Raw genomic sequence first — 23083 nt, 5'->3', positions numbered from 1 at the left:
CTGGCTGGTCCTTTCGTGTGGGGCAGGTCAGCGTGCGGCGGGGCCCTGGGGGCGCGGGTGAAGTGAGGGTTTGCGTACGAGCCTGCGACCGGCCCGCTCCGGACGTACGTGGGGTCCGCCGTGGCGTCCCCAGTCGGCGGCCTCGTTCATGTGCTCGATCGCCGCCTCGTCGACGACCAGGCCGAGGCCGGGGAGGTCGCCGAGCACCAGGTGCCCGTCCTCGATCTCCTGGTCGGACTCGATGCCGAAGGGCAGCTGCAGGTCCTGCACCTCCAGGGAGAGGTGGTTGGGGACGACCGTGGCCGCGTGGGCGATCGGATTGGCGTTGTAGCCGACCGGGCTCACCGGCAGGTCGAAGGCCAGCGCGAGGGCGGCCACGCGCAGGAAGTGGCTGATCCCCCAGACGCTGCCGGTCTGCACGACGTCGACCGCGTTGGCCTGCAGCAGCGGCCGGAACTGCTCGAGCCCGGTGAGGTTCTCCCCGGTCGCGACGGCCGCACGCACCGACTGGGAGACGCGAGTCAGGCCGTCGACGTCCCACCGGCGCACCGGCTCCTCGACCCAGGCGAGGTCGACCGACTCCTCGAGGCGGCCGATGTGGCGTACCGCCTCCTTGCGCGACCAGGACTCGTTGGCGTCGAGCATCAGCGCCGGCGCGGCACCCGTCCGGTCGTGGAAGACGTCGCTGACCAGGTGGAGGCGCCGCAGGTCGGCTTCGACGTCGAGCCCGCCCTTGATCTTGACGGCCGTGAAGCCACGGTCGGCGAACCGGGTCTGGAGGGCGGCCAGCTCGTCGTCGGTCAGCGGCCCGTCCAAGCCGGAGGCGTACGCCGGCACGACCCGGTCGCGCCCGCCGAGCAGGCGCCACAGCGGTTGGCCGGCCGCCTTGGCCTTGAGATCCCACAGCGCCATGTCGAGTGCGCCGATCGCCCCGAACACCGCACCGCCGTGCCCGGACTTGAAGACCCACGACAGCATCCGGTCGTAGAGCGCCTGCACGGCAATCGGGTCCTCGCCCTCGAGTGCGGGGAAGACGACGTCGAGGCCCTGGTGGTGGCCGAGGCCGATGCCCTCGAGTCCCGAGTCGGTGGTGAGCACGACGATCGGAACGGCCGTCTTGCCCGATCCGACGGCGCCGTTGACGTCGCCGATGGGACGACCCCAGTCGTGCACGGTCGTCAGCGTGCGATAGCCCGTGATGCGCATGGTTCGGCGGCCCCTTTAACTCTTTCATGGAGTCCGTGAATCATCAGACATCATTTGTCTGTTGTCAACTGTATGCTGTCTGCAGGCAGAAGTGATCACCGGTGCTCAGGGAGCACCGGTGATCGATGGGCACTGACGGTCAGATGGCGATCTCCGGACGCACCCGCTTGGGCGTCCAGACCCGTTGCCGGCGGGCACCGTAGCTGGTCAGCAGCAGTGCGCCGACGAGGAAGGCGGCCAGGACGAGGGCGTCGGCGACGACCCGCCCGGAGAGCCCGCCGTACATCAGCTGGCGAAGCCCGTCGACCGCGTAGCTCATCGGCAGTACGTGGTGGAGCCAGTGCAGCGGCTCGGGAATGGTCTGCCAGGGGAACGTTCCGCCCGCAGTGACGAGCTGGACGACCATCAGGACCAGGCCGAGGAACTGGCCCGGGGCCCCGAGGAGCGCGTTGAGCATGTGCACGATCGCGATGAAGGTCGCGGAGGTGAGCAGCAGGAATCCGAACGTACCCAACCAGTTCACCGGGGTGATGTCGACGGCGAGTCCGACGACCACGAGCACGACGGCCATCTGTGCGGCACCGATGAGCGCCGGGGTGAGCCAGCCTCCCAGGGCCACCCGCAGCGGGGTCTGGTTGGCGGCCAGCGCGCGGGTCGAGATCGGCCGGACGAGCAGGAAGAGGACGTACCCGCCGATCCACGCGCCCAGAGCGAGGAAGAACGGCGCCAGCCCGGCACCGTAGGAGGACGCCTTCGCCTCGGAGACCGAGTCGATGGCGACCGGGTCGGCGATGGTCGAGGCGATCTGGTCGCGCAGCTCCTCGTTGGTGGCGGGTGCCTGCGCGGCGCCGTCCTGCAGCCCCTTCTTCAGGTCGCCGGCGCCGGTGGCGAGCTGAGCGGCACCGTCACGCAGCTTGGTCGCTCCGGTGCTGAGCTCGCCCGCACCATCAGCAGCCGAGGAGATCCCGGCGACGAGATCGGGCATCGCGTCAGCCAGCTGCTCGTTGCCGTCTGCCACCTGGTCCGCACCGGTGGCGAGCTGGTCGAGCTGGCCGGAGACGTCGCCGACGCGCTGGTCGACGCGGTCGAGAGGGGCGGAGCCGCGGTCGTAGATCGCCAGCACCTCGGCTCGCTGCTGCTCGTCGAGCCCCTGCGCCTGGAGCCGGGCGTCGAGGTCGTCCCGGTTCGACTCGTAGGCGGCGACGGCGTCGTCGACTGCGGTCGCGGCCCGCTGTCCGGTGGCGGCGATCTCGCCGTTCCCGTCGGCGACCTTGCGGGCGCCGGTGGCGAGCTCGCGCGTCTTGCTGGGCAGGTCGGTGACCTTGCCCTCGATGGTGTTCAGGCCGTTCTCGAGGTCGCCGGCTCCGGTGGCCAGCTTCCCGGCTCCGTCGCGCAGCGTGCCCGCACCCTTCTCCAGCTTCGCGGCGCCGTCGGCGGCCTTCACCAGACCCGAACGGAGGTCGGAGATGCCGAGCAGGAAGTTGGCCGCGGCCTGCTCGGAGACCTCGCTGGCGATGGCGTCGCGGACCTTGTCGGTGACGTTGGTCGCGATCGTGGTGGACAGGTAGGAGTTGGCGTCGTTGGTGATGACCTGGATCTGCGCCTGCTTCGGGTCGAGCCGCTCCGCGCCGGTCAGCGTCCGGGAGAACCCCTCTGGGATCCGCAGGGCGAAGTAATAGTCGCCCTGCCGGATGTCCTTCTCCGCCGTGGCCGCGGAGACCTCCGACCAGTCGAAGTCGCCCGACTTCAGGAGCTTGTCGGCGACATCGCGCCCGGCGTCGATCTTCGTACCGTCGGTCGTGGTGGCCCCGGTGTCCTCCACGATGAGTGCCGCCGGGAGCTCATCGAAGTGAGCGTACGGATCGTGGTTGGCGTAGAGGTAGAGCCCGGCGTAGAGCGTGGGGACGAGGACGAGCGCCACGATGACGAGCTTCGCCAGCCGCCCGGCCGTGATCCGGCGCAGCTCGGTCAGGGCGATACGCAGCGAGTTCATGCTTCCTCCGTCGGACCGATGGTGAACGTACGCACGCCGGCGGGGATGGTGACGGCACGACTCGCGGTGACCAGGACGCCGGGCCGACTCTCGGAGTCGGCGAGGTCGTTGGCGATGTCCAGCCACTGTGCGACCGGCAGGCCGAGGCGTTCGGGGTAGGTGAGGACGAGGAAGCGGGTGCCTGGCCGCAGCAGCGCCATCCGCGCCAGGATCTCCAGGCGCGGGACCGGCGGGACCGCCTCCGTGGTGGTGCCGGTCGCAAGGTCGTACTCCCCCAGCCAGCCGTCGATGGCCGCCGCGCTCGGCTTGTGCTTCGCCATGGCGAGCTCCTCGCCGAGGATCGTGCGGAACGGCACCATCTCGTCCGGCTCGGAGACCCCCGGCACGTCGACCAGCGCCACCGCGGCCTGCAGGACCCGAGGCGACGCGTCACCGTCCAACTCCACCCTGCCCGCGTCGAGCCGGAGCCGCCCGGCGAGCGCCAGAGCCAGCGATGTGTGCCCACCTCCCGGCGGGCCGACAGCCACCGCGACCTCTCCCCCGCGCAGCGTCAACGACGTCGTCGGGAGCAGGTCCCGAGCCCCCTGCCGAACACGTACGCCGAGGGCTCGCAGCCTCGTCTTCTCCTCTTCGACCGCGTCCTCGCTCATGGCCAAACCCTGTCACCAAATGTCGGCAAAGAACGTCAGGCACAACGATCCCGTCGCAGCCGCACCGAGAACGTCGTACCGTGATTTCAGCCGTACGACGCGAACGGAGGTACTTCTCCTCCCAGCGAGGCACGAGCGGCTCTTCCAGCGGCGACATCACCTACGAGATCAGCGGCCGTTGCTCGTAGCCGCCGAACCACGCAGCCTTGAAATCGAAGAAGCCCGGACCTGATGGTCCGGGCTTCTTCTTTGGAGTAGCGGGGACAGGATTTGAACCTGTGACCTCTGGGTTATGAGCCCAGCGAGCTACCGAGCTGCTCCACCCCGCGTCGCAAGAACAACATTACCCGCGAACTGACCCGAACCCCAATCTGCGGCGCCTGGGTCTCGTCCAGCCCGACGCCGGCGCTACGGATGAGCGGACGCAGGTCGGAGCTGAAATCACGAAGGCCCGGACCTTTCGGTCCGGGCCTTCGTCTTGGAGTAGCGGGGACAGGATTTGAACCTGTGACCTCTGGGTTATGAGCCCAGCGAGCTACCGAGCTGCTCCACCCCGCGTCGCAAGAAGAACATTACACGCGAGGGGAAACGAACCCCTAATCGGAGGTGTCCCTCAGCCTCCGGAGATGAGCTCGGCGGCCTGGTCGACCTTGTCCTGAGCCTCGGCGATGAGGCGCTCGCGCTCGGCGTAGTCGCCGGACTTGCCGGCCTCGTCGGCCTGGGCGAACAGGGCACGTGCGTCCTCGAGGAGCTGGCCGACCTCGCCCGGTGAGTCACCGGAGGGAGGCGGTGTGGTCTCGGCTGGCTCCTCGTCGGGGTCGGATGCCGTCGGAGGCGTCGGCGCGGCCCCGGTCAGCGCGACCTCGAGGGCATCGCTCAGCGTGGAGCCGTAGCCGACCCGTCCGTCGTAGGAGACCAGCACAAAGGCCAGCTGGGCATAGCCCGAGGTCGAGGCGGTCGCCCGGCGGGCGTAGATCGGCTCGACGTACAGGATGCCGTTCTTCGCCGTCGGGTAGGTGACGACCTGGCCCCACACCGGCGCCGAGCCGGAACGGTTGAACGAGGCGACCTCGTCGGCGATCGCCTTGTCCGTACGGAACTCGTTGGAGACCATGCCCGGACCCTGGGTGTCGTCGGGGAAGCCGGTGGTGATCCGGATCTTCCCGTAGTTCTCCGAGGTGGCGTCCGAGTCCACGGACATCATCGCCGCCAGGTTGGGACGGTTGTAGGGCACGAAGGCGGACGTCAGCGACCAGCGTGCGGTGCCGGAGCCGTCGTCGAGGAACATCCGGTAGGGCGTCTGCTGGTGGTTGTCGTCGTTCGGGTCCTCGGGTACGGCCCAGCGCTCGTTGCCGGAGAAGAAGACATCCGGGTCGGAGACGTGGTAGCGCGCCAGCTGGTAGCGCTGCACCTTGTAGAGGTCCTCGGGGTAGCGAAGGTGCTCCATCAGCTCCTTCGGGACCGACGACTTCGGCATCACGGTGCCGGGGAAGGCCGCCTCCCACGTCTGCAGGATCGGGTCCGACTCGTCCCACTCGTAGAGGGTGACCGTGCCGTCGTACGCATCCACGGTCGCCTTCACCGCGTTGCGCATGTAGTTGATCTCGTCGGTCGGCAGCGTCTGCACCCCGGTCGAGGTCTGGGTGGCGTCGTCGGTCATCGAGGCGAACGAGTCACGCGCGGCCTGCGGGTAGCGGTCGGTGGTCGTGTAGCCGTCGACCACCCACTGGATCCGCCCACCGACGACGACCGGGTAGACGTCGTCGTCGAGGGTCAGCCACGGCGCCACCTTCTGCACCCGCTCCTTCGGAGAGCGGTCGTAGAGGATCTCGGAGTTCTCGTTCACGCGCGAGGAGAGCAGGAAGTTCGTGGAGCCGAACTGGATGGCGTACATCAGCTGGCGGAAGTTGGAGCCGATCGGGACACCGCCGGCGCCCTCGTACGTCGTCCTGGTCTCGCCGTCCTCGGAGTTGTAGTCGAGCTCGACCGGGTTGCCCTTGCCGGCCTTGCCGACGATCGAGTACTCCGGCGAGTCCTCGCCGAAGTAGACCTTGTCCTGGAACTTGCCCTGGCCCGAGGTCAGGTCGTGCTGGCCGGTGCGGTCGCCCTCTGCCCACTGCATCTGGTTCGACTCGGTCTTGTCGTCGGCGCCGCGCATGTTGGCGTAGGAGGCGATCACTCCGTTGGAGTGGGTGTAGACCGTGTGCAGGTTGGTCCAGGTGCGGTCGGAGTCGGAGATGCCGGCCTGGTTGAGCTCGCGTACGCCGAGCACGACCGCCCGCTCCTTGCCGCCGACCTCATAGGTGGAGATGTCCAGCGGCTCGTGCACCGAGTAGTAGGAGCGACCCTGCTGGACCTGCTCGAACTCGCGGTGGACGACCGCGGGGTCGACGATCGGCAGCGAGGAAGCGGTCTCGTCGAGCTGCTCGGGCGAGGCTCCGTCGGCCTCGGCCTGCGAGGTGTACTCGGTCACCTCGAGGTCGTCCTTGGCGATGCCGTAGGCGTCCTGGGTGGCCTTGATGTTGGCCGCCAGGTAGGGCTTCTCCTTGTCCTGCTCGCTAGGCCGGACCTGGAAGCCCTGCACGACCGCGGGCCAGATCATCCCGATCAGCAGCACCGAGATCGCGAACAGCGAGATCGCGATCGAGGGCAGCTGCCAGCTGCGCCGCCACATGTTGAGGATGAACAGCACGCCGCAGATCACCGCGATCCCGAGCAGGATCTGGTTGGCCGGGAGCACCGCGTGCTCGTCGGTGTAGGTCATCCCGTCCAGTCGGGGCCCGGAGCCGTTGACCAGGTCGTAGCGGTCGACCCAGTAGTCGAGCCCCTTGACCAGCAGGATCAGCCCGAGCATGGCGCTGAGCTGGATCTGCGCCGAGCGGGTGAACCGGTCGCGCTGCGCGGTGAGCCGGATGCCGCCGTAGACGTAGTGCACGATCATCGCGCCGATGGTGCCGAGGATCAGCCCGGTCAGCGCGAAGTTGACCAGGTAGTGCCACCACGGCAGGTCGAAGACGTAGAAGCCGATGTCCTTGCCGAAGAACTCATCGGTCTTGTCGAAGTCGCGCCCGTGGCGCCACATCAGATACGTACGCCACTGGCCGGCGCCGGAGAAGCCGGCGAAGATCCCGGATACACCAGCGACGCCGACCAAGAGCCAGGTGCGGATCGGGGCGATCGCGTCGCGGTAGCGGTCCAGGCCACCGATGTCGTCGGCCGGGTGGAAGTAGGGACGGGTGCGGTAGGCGAGCGCCGCGGGCAGCCCGATCATGATCGCCATCAGCACGAAGAAGATGACGAAGAGTGCCGTCCGCGTCCAGAAGACCGTGCCGAAGACGCTGCTGAAGTCGATCGCGTCGTACCACAGCGCGTCGGTGTAGATCGCCGCGAAGGCACTGACGCCGAAGAAGAGCACGATGACCGAGACGGCCGAGATCGCCAGCCATCGGTTGCGGCCGGTGCTCTGGGTGCGCGCCGGTGCCTGCGCCGGATCGTCGTCGTCGAACAGACTCATGCGTCAGCCTCGCTGTCTGGGTTCTCCTCAAGAGTGACACGCAGCAGTTCGAGGAGCTCGGGGACCAGGTCGACGCCGCCGATGACCGACTGATCGTCGTCGTGCGCCTTCAACCGGAGAGCACAGTACGTAGCACCAGCACGTGTCGCGCCGGCGACGATGCGTACCTCTTGCCGGTCGGGGTGCGCCTTGGCGAACTCCGCGGCCGCCTCGGCGTCATCGGGGATCTTGCCGTCGGCGTCGGGCGGCAGCACGAGGCGCTCGACGACCGCCGCGCAGCCGGTGACCCCGGCGGGCCAGGCGGTCGTCTGGAGGACCTCCTCCAGCTGGGTCGTCACCGGCACCTGGTCCTGCTCGATCGGGGTCAGCGACCCGTCCTGATCGGGAGCGTCCAGGCCCATCATCGTGGCGAGCGCGGGCTCGGCCTCGACGAGCGCGGCGGTGTCGACCAGCGCGAAGAGCCTCGCCGGTCCGTCCCAGCCCTCGCCGGCGACGTGGGCCTCGATCTCGAGGACGGCCGCGGCCAGGGCGGGGTCGGTCTCCAGGTCGAGACCGCGGCTGAGCTCAGGCGTGGGCTCAGGGGTGTCGTTCACTTCGTGCTCCCACAGGTCGGCAGCTTGGCATTCGGGTCCTCGGTCCAGGTTTCGATCGCCTTGACGGCGTCGTCGAGAGTCTCCACACGGGTCAGGCGCATGTCACCGTTCTCGGCGCCCTCGACGTCTTGGCAGTTGCCGGCGGGCACCAGGAAGAGCTCGGCCCCGTCCGAGGCCGCACCCGGGATCTTCTGCTGGATCCCGCCGATCGGGCCGACGTTGCCGTCACCGTCGATCGTGCCGGTGCCGGCGATCTTCTTCTCGCCGGTCAGCGGCCCCTCGGTGAGGGTGTCGTAGACCGAGAGCGCCATCATCAGCCCGGCGCTCGGTCCGCCGATGGCCGGGTCGAGGGTGATCTTGACGTCGTAGGGGAACTCGTAGGTCGCTCCCAGCGAGACGCCGATGAAGGCCTTGCCGTCCTTCTCGCCGGTCTTGATGGTCTCGGTGAGCGTCTTGCCCTTGCGCTCGACGGTCAGCTCGACCGGGTCACCGGGCTCGACCTTCTGCACCTCGGCGACGACCTCTTCGGGGGTGTCGACCGCCTTGTCGCCGACCTTGGTGACCACGTCGTCGGCCTTCAGCTTGCCGGCAGCCGGCGCGTCCTTGGTCACCTCGGCGACCGAGACCTCGTCGACGTCCTCACCGAGCTTGGTGAACGCCGCGGCGATCGCCGCGTCCTGGGCGCTGGCCATCTGCACCTGCCCGGCCTCACGGTCGTCCTCGACGGTGCCCTGGTCGGGGTAGGCGACCTCGCGCGGGTAGACCGCCTCGGTGTCGCTCATCCATGCGCCGAGCAGGGTCCAGAGCCCGAGCCTTGCCTCGCGGGTGGTCTCGGAGACCGTGGTCATCCGCAGCTGCCCCTTGTCGCGGTAGCTCTTGTGGCCCTCGACCTGGACGATGTCCTTGCCGTCGAACTCGCCCAGGACGTTCACCGTCGGCCCGGGGCTGTAGATCGTGAAAGGCAGCGGAACGACCCAGGCGATCACGATCAGGGCAACCACGAGCGGCAGGGCGACAAGACCGGCCAGGGTGCGCTGTGTCATAGCGTCACCTTCTCATTCAAGACCAAGTGCACCCTAAGAGGCATCGCGGTTGACACGGACCGCGACTCCGGTCGACCTGTCGGGCGGCGGCTGAGGCGCTGCGTACCTTCTCGAGCGCTCGCGCGTCTTCTCCTTCTCGAGCGCGATCCCGAGGCGGCGTACGACCTCTTCGCGGTCCTGCTCGCGTCCCTCACGTCCGAGGAACGCGACCCAGGCCATCGCCAGCACGGTGATGACCGCAGACGGTACGAGCCAGAGCAGGATGTCCACGTACGCAGCCTATTTGGTGGCGCCAATGCTGCGCATCAGGGCGCGCCGACCCACTCGTCTGTGCCGTCGGTGAAGACCTGGTGCTTCCAGATCGGCACCTCGGCCTTGAGGGTGTCGATGAGATCGCGGGAGGCGGCGAAGGCCTCGCCACGGTGGCCGGAGGCGGTGGCCACGATGACGGCGATGTCGCCGATGTCGAGGTGACCGGTGCGGTGGACGGCGGCGACACCCGCGACGCCGTGGTCGGCGGCCACCTTCTCGGCGACATCCGCGAGGCGGGCGAGGGCGGTCGGATGGGCCTGGTAGTCGAGGCCGATCACACCCTTGCCCCCGTCGTGGTCACGTACGCGGCCGACGAAGAGCGTCACCCCGCCGGAAGCGTCGTCGTCGAGTGCGGCCAGCACCTCGGTGACATCGAGTGGGGTCTCCCGGATGTCGAGAAGCTTGACGGCGCCATTCTTCGGTTCAGCCATGGGAACAGCGTAGTGCTTGCTGACAGCGGGCTTCCGTAACCGCGTAGGCTGGACGCATGAGTCAGACCCCAGGTGGCCCCGACGAGCCGGAGGAGCCGGAGAACCCCTTCAAGGGCACGCCCTTTGAAGCGTTCTTCGGTGGTTTTCCCATCGGCGGCGTCGGCGGAGGCCCCGGCGGCATGCCTGACCTGAGCCAGATCTTCGGTCAGATCCAGTCGCTGCTACAGCCCTATGACGGCCCGCTGAACTGGGACGTCGCGATGGACCTCGCCCGCAAGGTCGCCGCGTCCACGCCCGACCCGACGCCTTCGCAGAAGCAGAAGGACGCGGTCGCCGACGCGATCCAGCTGGCCGACCACTGGTTGGAGGAGACCACGTCGTTCCCCTCCGGCGTGAAGTCCGCCACGGCCTGGTCGAAGGCCGAGTGGTTGGTCAACACCCTGGACGCGTGGAAGCCGCTGATCGAGCCGGTCGCGGCCTCGACCGCGGCCGCCATGAGCGGCCAGCTCCCCGAGGACATGAAGGCCCAGATGGGTCCGATGATCGGGTTCGTCGGCAAGGCGATGGGCGCGTTGTACGCGAACCAGGCCGGCACCGGCCTCGGTCACCTCGCCGGCGAGGTCATCTCCGTCTCCGACATCGGCATCCCGCTGACCGAGCCCGGTCAGGCCGCGCTGCTGCCGGTCAACGTCGAGCCCTTCGCCGAGGGCCTGGGCGTCAGCACCGACGACGTGCTGCTCTTCCTGGCCCTGCGCGAGGCCGCCCACCAGCGGCTCTTCGCCGGCGTGCCGTGGCTGCGTGACCACGTGGTCACGGCCGTGACCGACTACGCGCGCGGCGTCGAGCTCAACATGGAGGCCATGCAGCAGCGCATCGAGGAGCAGATGCGTGGCCTGGACCTCTCCGCCATGCAGGACCCCTCCCAGCTGCAGAACATGTTCGAGGAAGGCATGTTCGAGGTGCCCGACTCGCCCGCGCAGAAGGCTGCGCTGGAGCGGCTCGAGATCGTGCTGGCGCTCGTGGAGGGCTGGGTCGACGAGGTCGTCGCCCTCGCCACCGCCGAGAGGATGCCGGTCGCGGCGCAGCTGCAGGAGGCCGTACGCCGCCGCCGGGCTGCCGGCGGTCCGGCCGAGCAGACCTTCGCGACCCTGGTCGGCCTCGACCTCCGGCCACGACGGCTGCGGGACGCGGCCGCGCTGTGGGGCTCGCTGCGCACCCGGCAGGGCATCGAGGCCCGCGACGGCGTCTGGATGTCCCCGGCGCTGCTGCCCACCTCGGCCGACCTCGACGACCCGCTCGGCTTCCGCGAGGGCGCCGACGCTCCCGATGTCGACTCGATCGACTTCGACGCCGAGCTCAAGAAGCTGCTCGGCGGAGACGCTGACGAGTGAGCGAGCGCCAGCGAGCGAACCACGAAAACAACACGCCGCCGCGTCCGTACCCTGGCGCTTGCGCAACGGATGTGGCGGCGTGAGCCTGCACGTTGACGCGCTCGCGGCTCTGCGGGCGTGGGAGGCGCCGTCTTCTTCCCAGGAGGCCCTGCGGCAGCGCTATGTCTCCCATCTCGAGGCCGAGCCCACCGGGGTCTTCAAGTCGTGTGTCCCGGACCACCTGACGGCCTCGTGCGTGGTGCTCTCCGACGACGGCTCCGCGGTGCTGCTGACCCACCACCGCAAGGCACGGCGCTGGTTCCAGTTCGGTGGCCATCTCGAACAGGACGACCCGACCCTGTGGGCGGCTGCCGCCCGCGAGCTGCGTGAGGAGTCCGGGGTGCCTGACCTGGTGCCGCTGCCCGGGCTGGTGCAGCTCTCCGAGCACCCGGTGCCCTTCTGCGCTCCGTCCGGGGATGTCCACCACCTCGACGTACGCTTCATGGCCGTCGCTCCCTCCGGTGCGGTACCGGAGGTGAGCGAGGAGTCGCTGGACGTACGTTGGTGGCCGGTCGACGGAATCCCCGATCCCGAGCCGGAGATGATCGAGCTCATCAAGCTCGCCCAGGCTCGCTTCTAGCGCCGGCCCGGGCGCGTGCCGAGCGCCGTGTGGGCGGTCGGACGGCGGCTGGCGGCGAGCGCGGCGGGCGGTTCACCGGCGTACCTGACGACGTCGCGGGTCAGATGGCTCTGGTCTGCGTAGCCGTGACGGGCGGCAACCTCGGCGACGGGCAGCGTGCCGAGGCGATGTATCGAGCTTGTCGAGATGTCGGCGGCGGCGCGCTCGAAACGTACGACGCCGGCAGCTGCCTTCGGGGTGAGCCCGACGGCGCGTTGGAAGCAGGTCGTGACGTACCGGTGGCTCCATCCGGTCTCGGCCACGAGGTCCCGGATACGCACCTGACCTCCGGACTCGGTGATCCGGTCCCACAGCCACGACACCAGCGGGTCGGCCGGATCGCCGGCCGAACCACCGGCCCGTGCCAGCAGCGCGGACTCGACCAGGTCGAGCCTCGGTCGCCAGGTGCCGGCCGCTGCGAGCCGCTCCGTGAAGGACGCCCCGAACTGGGGGATCAGGTCCTCGGCCGCGATCACCCTGCCGGCCACCTCCTGGCCCGGGACACCGAGCAGCCGGGAGACGCCGAGCGGCGTCAGATAGACCTGCACGCACGCATGGCTACGCCCGGACCTGGTCGAGACCGGCCCGGGCATGAAGCCGGAGAGGAACGAGCCGTACGTCCCGGCGCCCTCCCCCGCGGCGACCTCGACGATCTCGAACGGGTCCCCGAAGGAGAGGACCAGCGGCAGCAGGGTGCCTGCGGGCTGGCGCCGCTCGAGCGGCACTGCCGACTGCTCGCGGAAGCCCACGATGCCCGCCACCAGACCCTGCAGCCCAGGGTGGGTGGGCAGTCGTACGACCTCGCGGGTCACGCCCGTCATGTATCGATGATCGCCGGTCGATTTCGTTCAAGCCAGCCGATTCGAGCAGGGCGCAGGCTGTTGTCATGCGAAAACTGGCGATCGTGGAGTTCTTGAGCGTCGACGGAGTGATGCAGGGACTGGGCTCCCCCGACGAGGACCGAGACGGTGGATTCGAGCACGGCGGGTGGGGCGCGCCGTACGGCGCCGCGCTCGGGGAGGTCCTCTCCCCCGACATCGGCGCGCAGACCTCGGCGTACGTCATGGGACGGCGGACCTACCAGAAGATGGCGGAGTTCTGGCCGACCCAGCCCGACACCAACCCGATGGCGGCGAGCCTCAACTCCGCCCCGAAGCACGTCGCGACCCGCACGCTCGACGACCTGGCCTGGAGGGGTGCGAGCGTGCTCGAGGGAGACGTCGTCGAGGCGGTCGCCGCTCTCAAGACCGAGGGGCAGGGGACCATCGTCGCGCTCGGCAGCGGTGATCTCGTCCGTCAGCTGATGAGCGCCGGGCTCGTCGACGAGCTGCGGCTGTTCGTGCATCCGTTGCTGCTCGGCACCGGCAAGCGACTCTTCGGCGAACTGCCGCTTCCGTGCTCGCTCCGGCTCGAGGACATCGCCTCGACGAGTCTCGGCACGGTCGCGCTCACCTACGCCGTGGGTCAGTCGATCTCTTCGACCCCTTCGACATCGTCGTCCTCCTCGCCCGGAGGGGCGGGGAGCTTGGCGGCTGCGGACCAGCCCGCCAGGTAGCCCTTGGCACGCTCGGCCTGGGGATAGCGGTCGACCCACGCCCAGAACGCCTCGTTGTGTTTTGCCTCGAAGAGGTGGGCGAGCTCGTGGACGAGGACGTAGTCGACGACCCAGCTCGGCATGCCGCGGAGCCGGTCGCTGAGCCGGATCGAGCGGTCGCCGGGGGTGCACGAGCCCCAGCGGCTGTTCTGGTTGTCGACCCAGCGCACGGAGTCGGGCTTGGCCAGGCCGCCGAAGTACTGGTCGCTCAGCGCGGCCGATCGCCGCATCAGATCATCGTCGCTGGGCTTGCGACGCCGTTCGGCCTTCTCCAGGCGGGCGACCATCTGCTCGACCCACTCGGCCTCCTCGCGCTGGGACATCGCGGCCGGGATCATCACGATGATGCGGTCGCCGTCACGGTAGGCAGAGACCGTACGCCGACGCCGCTTGCTGCGTCGCACCTCGATCTCCGGGCCGTCCATAGGTCAAGAAACTACCTGTTCGCCCAGGCCAGCAGGCGATCCCGAGGCCAGGTGTTGATGATCCGTTCCTCTTCGATACCCGCCGTTTCGGCTCGTTCGCACCCTAGGACGAGGAAGTCGAGCTGCCCCGGAGCGTGTGCGTCCGAGTCGATCGAGAAGAGGCAACCGGCGTCGCGGGCGAGCTCGAGGAGCTTGGTCGGCGGGTCTCTCCGCTCGGGCCGGGAGTTGATCTCGACCGCGACCTCGTGCTCGGCGCAGGCCTCGAAGACCTTGCGGGCGTCGAACTGGCTGCCGGGCCGGGTGCCGCGGTTTCCGGTGACCAGCCGGCCGGTGCAGTGACCGAGCACGTTCATCCGTGTCGTCGAGACCGCCGTGACCATCCGCTTCGTCATCTGCTCCTTCTCCATCTTGAGCTTGGAGTGGACGCTGGCGACCCGCAGCTGGAGCTTGGCGAGCATCTCGTCACTCTGGTCGAGGCTGCCGTCGTCGAGGATGTCGACCTCGATCCCCTTCAGCAGGGTGAAACCGTGTCCGGCGAGGTGGTCGTTGACCGCGTCGACGACGCCGAGCTGGCGCTCCAGGCGGGCGGCGCTGAGACCGTTGGCGATCGTCAGCCGCGGGCTGTGGTCGGTGAGCACGAGGTACTCATGGCCCAGCTCGATCGCGGTGAAGGCCATCTCCTCGATCGGCGACCCGCCGTCGGACCAGTCGGAGTGGCTGTGCAGGTCGCCGCGGAGCCTGCTCCGCAGCCTCTCCCCCGCTCCGGCAGCGGTCAGCGGACCGCCGTGGACGCGCTCGGTCTCCAGCAGCCGCTGCGGAATCTCGCCGCGCGCGGCCTCGGTGATGACCTTGGCCGTGCTCGCCCCGACCCCGCTCAGCTCGGTCAGGGTGCCCTCGGCCGCCCGGCGGCGTACGTCCTCCTCGGAGAGGGGCAGGATCGCTGCTGCCGCGGCGCGGAACGCCTTCACCTTGTAGGTGTCCTCGCGCCCGCGCTCGAGCAGGAATGCGATCCGACGCAGCGCTGCGACGGGGGACAACGGCTCGCCTACCAAATCTTCCTCCAACTATTTTTGCCTCCACAACCGGTGGAGAATGCTTTTCCCAGGTCAAGGTCCTGATTCAACCGAATATTCTCCTTCCGGTCATTTGGTTACTCACAGAAAAGCGCGTGTCTTCCACCGGCTGTCCCCAAGCAAAGCGGGGTTGTCCACATCTTGTCCACAAGCAACGCGGAGTGGGACGTTGACGCGCTCCCACATCCTCTTTAAGTTCGATGTCAGTGGGACCCCCGGCGCCGCCGGACGGCCTTCGCAAGGGGAAGGCGAAGGACGATCCAGGCACCGGGGGTCCCTCCAGTTCTGGGTGGCCTCCGCGACCCCGGCGAGCGCCTTCGACAGACCTTCGATGCGTCCTCGAAAGCCCCGAATCCCCCGGTATGACGCCAACACGCCGACACTCGCTTGATAGCCCGTGTTGCCGCAGGAAGCGCCGCGTGTCGTAGGGTCGAGTTGGCTCGTCATGACGAGCTTCCGACGGGCTTCCCTGACAACCCCGTCGCGACGACCAGTTACATATAGGCAAGGAGGCCGTCATGGCGGAGACCTGGAGCGGCGAGTTCTACTGCGTGAAGTGCAAGGAGAAGCGCGAGGCAACCGGTGAGATCCGGGTGAACGACAAGGGCACCAAGATGGCCAAGGCCGTCTGCCCCGTCTGCAGCACCAACCTCAACCGCATCCTCGGTAAGGCCTGACGCTCAGCTCATCCTGAGTTCACGCGGCGGCGTCCCCGGCATGTCCGGCGGCGCCGCTGCCACGTTTTGCCGAGGCGTCAGCCCCGTCGGCCGAAGCGTCATCCGAGTGCCAATTCGGCCGACGCGCGTGACGTCTCGGCAAGTTATCCACAGGCCCTGTGGATTGTTGCTGCAGGAATCCTGGGGCGATGTGAGACTCCCCGGCATGAGCACGCGCTACCGGATTCGGCCGGGGTATGTGGCCGTACGACGTGATGAGACCCGACTCCAGATCGGCATCGACCCGCCGCGGCGGGCGATCGTGCAGGACGGCGTGGAGGTACGCCGCCTGCTGACCGACCTCGCCGCCGGCCGGGCGGTCGAGCCCGACCACCTGCCCGGGCGGCACGCGATGCAGCAACTGGGCAACGCGGGCCTGCTGATGGACGCGGACGGCGGCGAGCCGTCACCACGGATGGGCTTCGACGGTCCGCCTGCCCTGCTCTCGGCGGCACGGGCGCTGATCGGACCGGCCCAGGCAACGCCGAGCATCCCGGACATCGTCGTGCTCCTCTCCGAGGGACCGCTGGACCGCGAACGAGCAGACGAGCTGGTGCGCGAGGGCCGGGCACACCTCGTCGTCGAGAGCGGTCCCGACACCTGGACGGTGGGCCCGCTGGTCGTACCCGGCGTCACCGCATGCCTACGCTGCGTCGACGCGACGCTCGCCGAGGAGGACGAGCGGAGGGCCGTGGTCGTGAGCCAGCTCGTCGGCAACGAGGTGCCGAGCGACGCGCTGCTGCAGTCGCTCGCGCTCTCCTGGGCCGTACGCGACGCCCGCACATACCTCGCCGGACGCACCCCCGCTTCGTGGTCGGCGTCGGTGGTCCTCACCCGTGACGACGCGCCCACCGTCCGCTCTTGGCTGCGTCATCCCTACTGCGGCTGCGCCTGGGACCTGATCGCCTCGGCTGGGACGGGGGCGGGCGAACCGGCTTGACCTGCGCCGACGCCTCCGGCACCCTTGCGGACATGGTCACGAAGAGCGCGCTGCGACGACGAGGCATGGGTCTCTGACCCCGCCCTCGCGTCAGCCCGCCCGCTTCACCTCCTAGGACCACTCTCGTGCACGAGCACACTCTTGCCCTGTCCGCATACCTGCAGGACGCCGTCGTCGCCTGCTTCGGCGACGCCTACGCCGATATCGATCCCGAGCTGCGGCCGGCCACCCGGCCCGAGTTCGGCCACCTCCAGTCCAACCTTCCGCTGCGGCTGGCCGGTCCGCTCGGCCTGCCGCCGCGGGAGATCGGCGCCCGCCTCATCGACGCCGTCGACATCTCGACAAGCTCGATACATCGCCTCGGCCAGCTCGGCACCCTCGAGCTGGCCGGCGCCGGGTTCCTCAACCTCGCCTGGTCCGCCGACGTCCTCGGCGCGGTCGTCGGCGACCTCCTGACCCACCCCCACCTGGGCGTACCCGCCCCGGAGAGCCCGAAGCGGGTCGTCGTCGACTACTCCTCCCCCAACGTCGCCAAGCCGATGCATGTCGGCCACCTGCGCTCCACGGTCATCGGCGACTCCCTGGCCAGGGTGCTGGCCTACGCCGGCCACGAGGTCGTACGGCAGAACCACCTCGGCGACTGGGGCACTCAGTTCGGCATGCTGGTCGAGGAACTGCTCGGCGAGGGTCTCACCGACCCGGCGACCGTCGCCGACCTGGACATGACCGAGCTGCTCGCGCTCTACCAGCGGGCCAAGGCTCGCTTCGACGACAATCCGGGTTTCGCCGGCACCGCCCGGCAGCGGGTGGTCGCGCTCCAGTCCGGCGAGCCGACCACCCTCGCGCTCTGGCAGGCGCTCGTCGACGCCTCGATGGCCGAGTTCGAGGCCACCTACAGCCGGCTCGGCGTACTCCTGACCGATGACGACTTCGACGGCGAGAGCCGCTACAACCCGCAGCTTCCGGGCGTCGTCGACGACCTTCGGGCATCGGGTCTGCTGACCGAGTCGGCCGGCGCCCAGGTCGTCTACCCCGACGGCTTCACCGGCCGCGACGGCGCGCCGCTGCCGCTGATCGTGCGGAAGGCCGACGGTGGGTTCGGGTACGCCGCCACCGACCTCGCCACGATCCGGCACCGGGTCGACGACCTGGCCGTGGACCGGATCGTCTACATCGTCGACCACCGGCAGAGCCAGCACTTCGAGATGGTCTTCGCCGTCGCCCGCGCCGCCGGCTGGCTGCCCGACTCGGTGGAGGTCCAGCACATCGGCTTCGGCACCGTGCTCGGCCCCGACGGCCGGCCGTTCAAGACCCGCTCGGGCGAGACGGTCTCGCTGACCGCGCTGCTGGACGCCGCCGAGGAGGCCGCCGCGGCCAGCTACGCCGGCCCCGAGGTCGTACGCGCCGTGGCCAACGCCGCGGTGAAGTACGCCGACCTCTCCAACAACCTCGCCCGCGACTACGTCTTCGACCTCGCCCGGACGTCGGCCACCACCGGCGAGACCGGCCCGTATCTGCAGTACGCCCATGCCCGGGTGTGCAGCATCCTCGCGCAGGCTCCGCAACAGACGTACGCCATCGGCACCCCGTCCCACCCGGCAGAGCAGCGGCTGGCGCTGGATCTGACCGGCTTCGCCCCGGTGGTCGCCAAGGTCGCCGACACCTTGGAGCCGCATCACCTGACCGCGTACCTCTATGGCCTGGCGACCGCCATGACGGCGTTCTACGAGAACTGTCCGGTGCTCAAGGCGGAGGGTGAGGTCAGGCAGACCCGGCTCGCATTGTGCGAGGCGACCCGGCGAGTGCTGTCAGAGGGACTCAGGCTCCTCGGGATCGAGGCGCCGCAGAGGATGTGAGCGTGGTGCTCAGGCCCACCAGTCGGAGTCGAGCTTGGCTTCCATGGAGCGCACGTGACGTCGCGAGCAGGCCTCGCAGAACGACTTCGAACGCCCACGCTCAACCGCGGTGGTCCACGCGAGGAGGCGGTTGGGGTCGGCCTCGTAGCATCCGCAGAAATCGCAGGTCTTCATGTCTCAACGATAGGTCGAAATCCTGCGGTTCAGAGGGTGCAACACCGAAATTCTGCATCACCTGAATGTCAGCGCCGTGTTACCTCCGGGATGGCAGGACACAGGCGGTGTCGAGGCCCAGAACGTGGTTGAGACGGCCGAACGCCAGCCACGAGCCGAGGCACATGCTCAGCTCGACGATCTCGGCATCGGTGTAGTGGGTCGACATCCGATCCCAGAAGTCCTGGTCGATGCCGTGATGGTCGATCGCGTAGCGTTCGGCGAACTCGGCCGCGAGCCGGGTGCGGTCGTCGAACGCGTCGGTCGTACGCCACTGCTCGACCGCCTCGGCGAACGACTCCTCGACCTTCTCCCCGTCTCGTTCGGTGCGCCAGTCGAGGCAGAAGACGCAGCCGTTGATCTGCGCGATCCGCAACCGGGCGGCCTCGAACTCGCGGAGCCCGAGCGTGGTGTGCTCGTAGACCGCGAGCGAGAGGCCGGCGGCCGCCGGACCGATACCGGGGACCATCTCGCCCCAGACGTACTCGATCGGATCCCGCCCGTCGGGGACGTCGACGATCATGCGGTCACACCTTCCTGGGCGGCCTTGGCCGCGCCGAGCTTGCCGGTCGCCGGACGCAGCGGTACGTCGAGCGCGTCGTAGAGGCCGGGGGCGGAGTCGACGAGCCATTCGATCGCGCCGACGAGCCGTCCGACCGCGGTGGCGTTGCCGCCCGCCGCCCGGTTGCCGGACTTGTCGGTCGCCTCGACCGTCACCTCGATCCTCGGGTCGCCCTCGATGATCACCCGGTGGGCGCCGTCGCCGTCGGGTGGCGTCGGCCAGTGCGGGGCACAGGAGGGATGGATGCGGGTGACGTGCTCGACGACGATGAGCGGCTCCCCGGCGACGATCCCCTGGACCTCGAAGCGCACCGCGCCCTGAGTGCCCTTCTCGAACTCGCCCATCGACGCGGTGGTCACGGTCTCGTCCAGCGGCAGCCGCTCGACGGTCTCCCGGATCTCGTCGAGCTCGACCTCGAGGCCCCGGGCCAGGAGCCGGACCTGGCCGCCCCACACCATCGTCGGGACGGTCTCCGCCAGCATCGGGGCGTCGTAGTCCATCGGCTGACCCATCCCGACGAGATAGCGGACGGAGTCCGGCTGGTCGTAGGTGGAGTAGTCGAAGATCTCCTGGCACCGGACGACGTCCACGGTGCTGCCCAGGCCGCTGACCAGCAGCGGCAGGACGTCGTTGCCCCACCCGGGGTCGACACCGGAGACGAAGAGGGACCCGCCGCCCTCGGCGATCGCGGCCAGCACCGGCTCGCGCATCTCCGGCGGAGCGTTGCGCTGGTCGTAGAGCGCGTAGAGGGCTGGCGTGACCACCACGGCCCCGGTTCCGAGAGCTCGCACGATGTCGGCGAGAGCCTCGTCCGGACGGATGTCGCCCGATGCTGCGTACACCACCGCCTGCGGACGCGTCGCGAGCACCGACTCGATGTCGTCGGTGGCGGCGACGCCGAGATCACGGCCGAGCTCCGCGAGGTCGCCCGCGTCCCGGCCGACCTTGTCGGGGTCGTGGACGAGCACGCTCGTCAGCTCGAGTCGTGGATGTGCGTCGACCGCGCGGATGGCGAGTCGACCGATGTTTCCCGTGCCCCAAACGCATGCGCTGACCATGCGATCTCCCTTGCCGGTTGCCCTGTTGGTTTGCCTTGCCGGATTGCGTGAATGTTGCGAACCTGTGACACCCCCACCGGCATACTAGAACATGTTCTAGCAATCAGTGATGAAAAGGGAGGTCATCTTGAGCAACACACCACGAGAGGACAGGTCGCGGGGCCTGTCACGCCGAGGGTTCGTGCTCGGCGCGGGTTCACTGGCTGGTGTCGGGATGCTGGGAGGAGCATTCGGAGCCAGCCCGACATGGGCATCAGCTGCGGCGTCGTCGATCGGCAACGGCGCGCAGGTCCCGGTGCTGGTCATCGGCACCGGCTACGGCGGCTCCGTCGCGGCCCTGAGGCTGGCTCAGGCCGGCATCAACGTCCACATGGTCGAGATGGGCCAGGACTGGGCCACGGTGGCCCCCGGGTCCGACGGCAAGATCCATCCGAAGATCACCAGCCCAGATCACCGCGCCTTCTGGATGCGCACCCGAACCAAGCAGCCGCTCAGCAACTTCCTCGGGTTCCCCATCGACAAGGACATCACCAAGCATGCCGGCATCCTGGACGCCGAGGACTTCGCCGGGATCTCCGTCTACCAGGGACGCGGCGTCGGTGGCGGCTCGCTCGTCAACGGAGGCATGGCCGTCACCCCGAAGCGCGAGAACTTCGGAGCCATCCTGCCCTCGGTGGATGCCGCGGAGATGTACTCCACCTACTACCCGCGCGCCAACGCCGCCCTCGGCGTCGGCTCCGTCGACCCCGACTGGTTCGAACGGACCTCCTACTACCAATACTCACGCGTCGGCCGGAAGCATGCTCAGCGCTCGGGCTTCGCGTGGACGTTCGTCTCGGACGTGTACGACTGGAACTACATGATGGCCGAGGACAACGGCAGCGTGCCGAAGTCGGCGCTGGCCCAGGAGGTCATCTACGGGAACAACTACGGCAAGAAGACGCTGCCGAAGACGTACCTCGCTCAGGCGGCCGCCACCGGGAAGGTCACCATCTCCTCTCTGCACCGGGCCACCTCGGTCCGGCCCGCGGCAGCGGGTGGGTACGACGTCGTCCTGGAGCAGATCAACACCGCCGGCGATGTGGTGGCGACGAAGACGATCAACGCGGGCAAGGTGTTCTTCGCGGCCGGCAGCGTCGGCACGAGCAAGCTGCTGGTGAAGCTCAAGGCGACCGGCGCGCTGCCCGCGCTCAACGGCGACGTCGGCCAGGGATGGGGCGACAACGGCAACGTGATGGTCGGGCGGGCCAACCACATGTGGGACGCGACCGGTGACGTGCAGTCGACGATCCCGTGCTCAGGCATCGACAACTGGGACGCCGGCGGCGCCTTCGCAGAGGTTGCGCCACTGCCTGCCGGTCTCGAGACGTTCGCGTCCTTCTATCTCGCGATCACCAAGACCCAGCGCCGGGCGGCGTTCAGCTACAACTCGGCCACTGGCAAGGTCGACCTGTCGTGGCAGACCGCGTGGAAGCAGGACTCCATCACGATGGCGAAGACCATCTTCGACAAGATCAACAGAACGGAAGGGACGATCTACCGGACCGACCTGTTCGGCACGAACAAGATCTGGGGCGACCACCTGACCTACCACCCCCTGGGCGGCGCCGTCCTGAACAAGGCGACCGACAACTACGGCCGGCTGCACGGTTACAACGGTCTCTACGTCATCGACGGTTCGCTCATTCCGGGCAACACGAGCGTCAACCCGTTCGTCACGATCACCGCCCTCGCGGAGCGGAACATCGAGAGGATCATCGCCACCGACCTCTGATCGGATCGGGGCGAACATAGGACCGGCCAGTCCGAGGGTTTCTCGGACTGGCCGGTCATCTTCCACACCCGCGATCAGAGGGGTGAGGTCTGGGGTCCCATCGGGGACTTACAGCGCGCGGGCAAGAGCCAGCTTCGCCTGGACGGCGGCTCGCTCGGCCTTGCGGCCCAGGCGAGCGGCCTTGACGAGGGCATGGCCTCGCCGCAGTTCACGCGCCTCTCCCAGGCGCGCGGACATTTGCGCGCGCGCCAGGTCTTCGTAAAGCAAGTTCATCTGAGTGCTCCGTACTCGGTTGGTGTTCATGTCTGTTTGTTCTCCTGCTGGTCAGCGGGCTCCGGCGCCCATGGTCATCACGATCGTGTTCATAGCTGTCGCCCTTCGTCGTTGAAACGGCTAGGTGTTGATGATGTTCGGGTTGATCAGGCGGCGTCCTTGCGGGGCCGGCCACGGGGCCGCTTGCGGGGGATCACCTTCCCCTGCAGGAGCAGCTGGCCGCCCCAGACGCCCCAGGGCTCACGCCGGTCGAGGGCGCTGGCGAGGCAGAGCGGCTGCACGGGGCAGGTCGCGCAGAGTGCCTTGGCGAACTCGACGTCGGCAGGAGACTCGGCGAACCACAGCTCCGGGTTGTTGACCCGGCAGGGCAGCTGGTCCTCGTCGTAGCGGTTGGCGCGGTCATGGAGAACGCCGAGAGTGACCTCGGGCTCGAGAATGCTGGTCATATGTACACCTCCTTTGTGACTGATCGCGGGTTTTGAGAAACAGAAAGGCCGCGGATCCCGGGTTTCGGGTTCCGCGGCCTGGAGGCTGCTGTGACTACGTGGTTCTACGTAGTCGGACAGCTCCAGGCTCGAATCCCGTGGGACTTGACCTTGATGGCATCCGCCTGCGGGGACACGAGTCCCTCGACGCGCGTGCCGTAACCGGCGCCCATAAAGGCACCGGCAGCCGGGGTGGCCCAGGTCGGGCTGGACAGCTCGGGGTGGCCGCACGCGGACATGGCGATGCCATTGATCGGCGTCTGAATCATGTTGAGCTTCATCGGGGCCACCTCCTTCGGGGCTGTCGGGCACGCCTCAACGGC

The 23083-nt window shown here is 68.7% G+C and carries 23 protein-coding genes and 2 tRNA genes; 7 read left to right on the top strand and 18 right to left on the bottom strand.

Features of this window, described 5'->3' with window-relative positions; genetic code table 11:
- Positions 1-27: 27 nt before the first annotated feature.
- From OH802_RS10450 to OH802_RS10405, 10 genes are all read right to left on the bottom strand, one after another.
- A complete protein-coding gene (locus tag OH802_RS10450; RefSeq protein WP_406027598.1) occupies positions 28-1206 on the bottom strand; it encodes a mandelate racemase/muconate lactonizing enzyme family protein in 1179 nt (392 codons plus the stop codon).
- 139 nt (positions 1207-1345) lie between these two features.
- Positions 1346-3199 carry a YhgE/Pip family protein gene (locus OH802_RS10445; protein WP_406027596.1) on the bottom strand — a complete coding sequence of 618 codons (1854 nt, stop codon included), beginning with the start codon at positions 3197-3199 and terminating at the stop codon, positions 1346-1348.
- Positions 3196-3849, bottom strand: a complete 654-nt coding sequence (locus OH802_RS10440; RefSeq protein WP_406027594.1) for a hypothetical protein — start codon at positions 3847-3849, stop codon at positions 3196-3198. Before OH802_RS10440 ends, OH802_RS10445 begins: the two co-directional genes overlap by 4 nt.
- Positions 3850-4104: 255 nt before the next feature.
- Positions 4105-4178: transfer RNA gene (locus tag OH802_RS10435), tRNA-Met, on the bottom strand.
- 155 nt (positions 4179-4333) lie between these two features.
- A tRNA-Met gene (locus OH802_RS10430) sits at positions 4334-4407 on the bottom strand.
- Between the two features lie 55 nt (positions 4408-4462).
- Entirely contained in the window at positions 4463-7363 is a 2901-nt protein-coding gene (locus OH802_RS10425; protein WP_406027592.1) for a UPF0182 family protein, read from the bottom strand.
- Positions 7360-7956 carry a PPA1309 family protein gene (locus OH802_RS10420; protein WP_406027590.1) on the bottom strand — a complete coding sequence of 199 codons (597 nt, stop codon included), beginning with the start codon at positions 7954-7956 and terminating at the stop codon, positions 7360-7362. Before OH802_RS10420 ends, OH802_RS10425 begins: the two co-directional genes overlap by 4 nt.
- Positions 7953-8999 (bottom strand): PDZ domain-containing protein, encoded by a 1047-nt coding sequence (locus OH802_RS10415; RefSeq protein ID WP_406027588.1) that lies wholly within the window; start codon positions 8997-8999, stop codon positions 7953-7955. Before OH802_RS10415 ends, OH802_RS10420 begins: the two co-directional genes overlap by 4 nt.
- 33 nt (positions 9000-9032) lie before the next feature.
- On the bottom strand, positions 9033-9269 hold the full coding sequence (locus OH802_RS10410) for a hypothetical protein (RefSeq protein ID WP_160027430.1): 237 nt from the start codon (positions 9267-9269) through the stop codon (positions 9033-9035).
- Between the two features lie 35 nt (positions 9270-9304).
- Positions 9305-9742: a molybdenum cofactor biosynthesis protein MoaE gene (locus OH802_RS10405; RefSeq protein WP_406027586.1), complete on the bottom strand. Its 438-nt coding sequence runs from the start codon at positions 9740-9742 to the stop codon at positions 9305-9307.
- A gap of 56 nt (positions 9743-9798) precedes the next feature.
- On the opposite strand from OH802_RS10405, the gene OH802_RS10400 reads away from it, so the two are divergent.
- Both OH802_RS10400 and OH802_RS10395 read left to right on the top strand, forming a co-directional pair.
- Positions 9799-11133, top strand: a complete 1335-nt coding sequence (locus tag OH802_RS10400; protein ID WP_406027584.1) for a zinc-dependent metalloprotease — start codon at positions 9799-9801, stop codon at positions 11131-11133.
- Between the two features lie 79 nt (positions 11134-11212).
- Positions 11213-11752, top strand: coding sequence for an NUDIX hydrolase (locus OH802_RS10395; protein ID WP_406027582.1), 540 nt, complete (start codon positions 11213-11215; stop codon positions 11750-11752).
- Here the strand turns inward: OH802_RS10395 and OH802_RS10390 are convergent.
- A complete protein-coding gene (locus OH802_RS10390; RefSeq protein WP_406027580.1) occupies positions 11749-12612 on the bottom strand; it encodes a helix-turn-helix domain-containing protein in 864 nt (287 codons plus the stop codon). The two genes, OH802_RS10395 and OH802_RS10390, sit on opposite strands and share 4 nt — an antisense overlap.
- 83 nt (positions 12613-12695) lie before the next feature.
- Between OH802_RS10390 and OH802_RS10385 the strand changes: the two genes are divergently transcribed.
- Positions 12696-13346 carry a dihydrofolate reductase family protein gene (locus OH802_RS10385; RefSeq protein WP_406027578.1) on the top strand — a complete coding sequence of 217 codons (651 nt, stop codon included), beginning with the start codon at positions 12696-12698 and terminating at the stop codon, positions 13344-13346.
- Here OH802_RS10385 and OH802_RS10380 read toward each other — a convergent pair.
- Together OH802_RS10380 and OH802_RS10375 are read right to left on the bottom strand one after the other, a co-directional pair.
- Positions 13256-13810: a M48 family metallopeptidase gene (locus OH802_RS10380; protein WP_406027576.1), complete on the bottom strand. Its 555-nt coding sequence runs from the start codon at positions 13808-13810 to the stop codon at positions 13256-13258. The genes OH802_RS10385 and OH802_RS10380 overlap by 91 nt on opposite strands.
- An 11-nt stretch (positions 13811-13821) precedes the next feature.
- Positions 13822-14847: a PHP domain-containing protein gene (locus OH802_RS10375; protein ID WP_406027574.1), complete on the bottom strand. Its 1026-nt coding sequence runs from the start codon at positions 14845-14847 to the stop codon at positions 13822-13824.
- A 554-nt stretch (positions 14848-15401) separates the two neighbouring features.
- Between OH802_RS10375 and OH802_RS10370 the strand changes: the two genes are divergently transcribed.
- From OH802_RS10370 to argS, 3 genes are all read left to right on the top strand, one after another.
- Positions 15402-15560 (top strand): DUF5679 domain-containing protein, encoded by a 159-nt coding sequence (locus OH802_RS10370; protein ID WP_091051197.1) that lies wholly within the window; start codon positions 15402-15404, stop codon positions 15558-15560.
- Between the two features lie 205 nt (positions 15561-15765).
- Entirely contained in the window at positions 15766-16539 is a 774-nt protein-coding gene (locus tag OH802_RS10365; protein ID WP_406027571.1) for a hypothetical protein, read from the top strand.
- A 158-nt stretch (positions 16540-16697) separates the two neighbouring features.
- Positions 16698-18395 carry an arginine--tRNA ligase gene (gene argS, locus OH802_RS10360; RefSeq protein WP_406029274.1) on the top strand — a complete coding sequence of 566 codons (1698 nt, stop codon included), beginning with the start codon at positions 16698-16700 and terminating at the stop codon, positions 18393-18395.
- Between the two features lie 253 nt (positions 18396-18648).
- On the opposite strand, the gene OH802_RS10355 is transcribed toward argS, so the two are convergent.
- Both OH802_RS10355 and OH802_RS10350 read right to left on the bottom strand, forming a co-directional pair.
- Positions 18649-19131 (bottom strand): carboxymuconolactone decarboxylase family protein, encoded by a 483-nt coding sequence (locus OH802_RS10355; protein WP_406027569.1) that lies wholly within the window; start codon positions 19129-19131, stop codon positions 18649-18651.
- Positions 19128-20228 (bottom strand): dihydrodipicolinate reductase, encoded by a 1101-nt coding sequence (locus OH802_RS10350; protein ID WP_406027567.1) that lies wholly within the window; start codon positions 20226-20228, stop codon positions 19128-19130. The genes OH802_RS10355 and OH802_RS10350 overlap by 4 nt, the downstream gene beginning before the upstream one ends.
- Before the next feature lie 127 nt (positions 20229-20355).
- Here OH802_RS10350 and OH802_RS10345 point away from each other — a divergent pair, with 127 nt between their 5' ends.
- Positions 20356-22002: a GMC oxidoreductase gene (locus OH802_RS10345; RefSeq protein ID WP_406027565.1), complete on the top strand. Its 1647-nt coding sequence runs from the start codon at positions 20356-20358 to the stop codon at positions 22000-22002.
- Between the two features lie 108 nt (positions 22003-22110).
- On the opposite strand, the gene OH802_RS10340 is transcribed toward OH802_RS10345, so the two are convergent.
- The 3 genes from OH802_RS10340 to OH802_RS10330 all read right to left on the bottom strand — a co-directional run bounded on the left by OH802_RS10340 (position 22111) and on the right by OH802_RS10330 (position 23041).
- Positions 22111-22275 carry a hypothetical protein gene (locus OH802_RS10340; RefSeq protein ID WP_229788002.1) on the bottom strand — a complete coding sequence of 55 codons (165 nt, stop codon included), beginning with the start codon at positions 22273-22275 and terminating at the stop codon, positions 22111-22113.
- Between the two features lie 146 nt (positions 22276-22421).
- The gene (locus OH802_RS10335; RefSeq protein WP_141802912.1) at positions 22422-22721 is read right to left on the bottom strand and encodes a WhiB family transcriptional regulator; all 300 of its coding nucleotides are present in this window, start codon (positions 22719-22721) and stop codon (positions 22422-22424) included.
- A gap of 104 nt (positions 22722-22825) precedes the next feature.
- On the bottom strand, positions 22826-23041 hold the full coding sequence (locus OH802_RS10330; RefSeq protein ID WP_406027562.1) for a hypothetical protein: 216 nt from the start codon (positions 23039-23041) through the stop codon (positions 22826-22828).
- Positions 23042-23083 lie beyond the last annotated feature (42 nt).

The organism is Nocardioides sp. NBC_00850, assembly GCF_045207335.1.
Taxonomy (GTDB): Bacteria; Actinomycetota; Actinomycetes; order Propionibacteriales; family Nocardioidaceae; genus Nocardioides.
Note: the sequence above shows the minus strand (reverse complement) of the source record. Positions and strands in the feature narration are given on the sequence as shown.

Bases quoted from the DNA above. Each gene is read 5' to 3' on its own strand.
- OH802_RS10450 (WP_406027598.1), bottom strand. From the start codon at position 1,206: ATGCGCATCACGGGCTATCGCACGCTGACGACCGTGCACGACTGGGGT.
- OH802_RS10445 (WP_406027596.1), bottom strand. From the start codon at position 3,199: ATGAACTCGCTGCGTATCGCCCTGACCGAGCTGCGCCGGATCACGGCC.
- OH802_RS10440 (WP_406027594.1), bottom strand. From the start codon at position 3,849: ATGAGCGAGGACGCGGTCGAAGAGGAGAAGACGAGGCTGCGAGCCCTC.
- OH802_RS10425 (WP_406027592.1), bottom strand. From the start codon at position 7,363: ATGAGTCTGTTCGACGACGACGATCCGGCGCAGGCACCGGCGCGCACC.
- OH802_RS10415 (WP_406027588.1), bottom strand. From the start codon at position 8,999: ATGACACAGCGCACCCTGGCCGGTCTTGTCGCCCTGCCGCTCGTGGTT.
- OH802_RS10405 (WP_406027586.1), bottom strand. From the start codon at position 9,742: ATGGCTGAACCGAAGAATGGCGCCGTCAAGCTTCTCGACATCCGGGAG.
- OH802_RS10400 (WP_406027584.1), top strand. From the start codon at position 9,799: ATGAGTCAGACCCCAGGTGGCCCCGACGAGCCGGAGGAGCCGGAGAAC.
- OH802_RS10390 (WP_406027580.1), bottom strand. From the start codon at position 12,612: ATGACGGGCGTGACCCGCGAGGTCGTACGACTGCCCACCCACCCTGGG.
- OH802_RS10380 (WP_406027576.1), bottom strand. From the start codon at position 13,810: ATGGACGGCCCGGAGATCGAGGTGCGACGCAGCAAGCGGCGTCGGCGT.
- OH802_RS10370 (WP_091051197.1), top strand. From the start codon at position 15,402: ATGGCGGAGACCTGGAGCGGCGAGTTCTACTGCGTGAAGTGCAAGGAG.
- OH802_RS10365 (WP_406027571.1), top strand. From the start codon at position 15,766: ATGAGCACGCGCTACCGGATTCGGCCGGGGTATGTGGCCGTACGACGT.
- OH802_RS10355 (WP_406027569.1), bottom strand. From the start codon at position 19,131: ATGATCGTCGACGTCCCCGACGGGCGGGATCCGATCGAGTACGTCTGG.
- OH802_RS10350 (WP_406027567.1), bottom strand. From the start codon at position 20,228: ATGGTCAGCGCATGCGTTTGGGGCACGGGAAACATCGGTCGACTCGCC.
- OH802_RS10340 (WP_229788002.1), bottom strand. From the start codon at position 22,275: ATGAACTTGCTTTACGAAGACCTGGCGCGCGCGCAAATGTCCGCGCGC.
- OH802_RS10335 (WP_141802912.1), bottom strand. From the start codon at position 22,721: ATGACCAGCATTCTCGAGCCCGAGGTCACTCTCGGCGTTCTCCATGAC.
- OH802_RS10330 (WP_406027562.1), bottom strand. From the start codon at position 23,041: ATGAAGCTCAACATGATTCAGACGCCGATCAATGGCATCGCCATGTCC.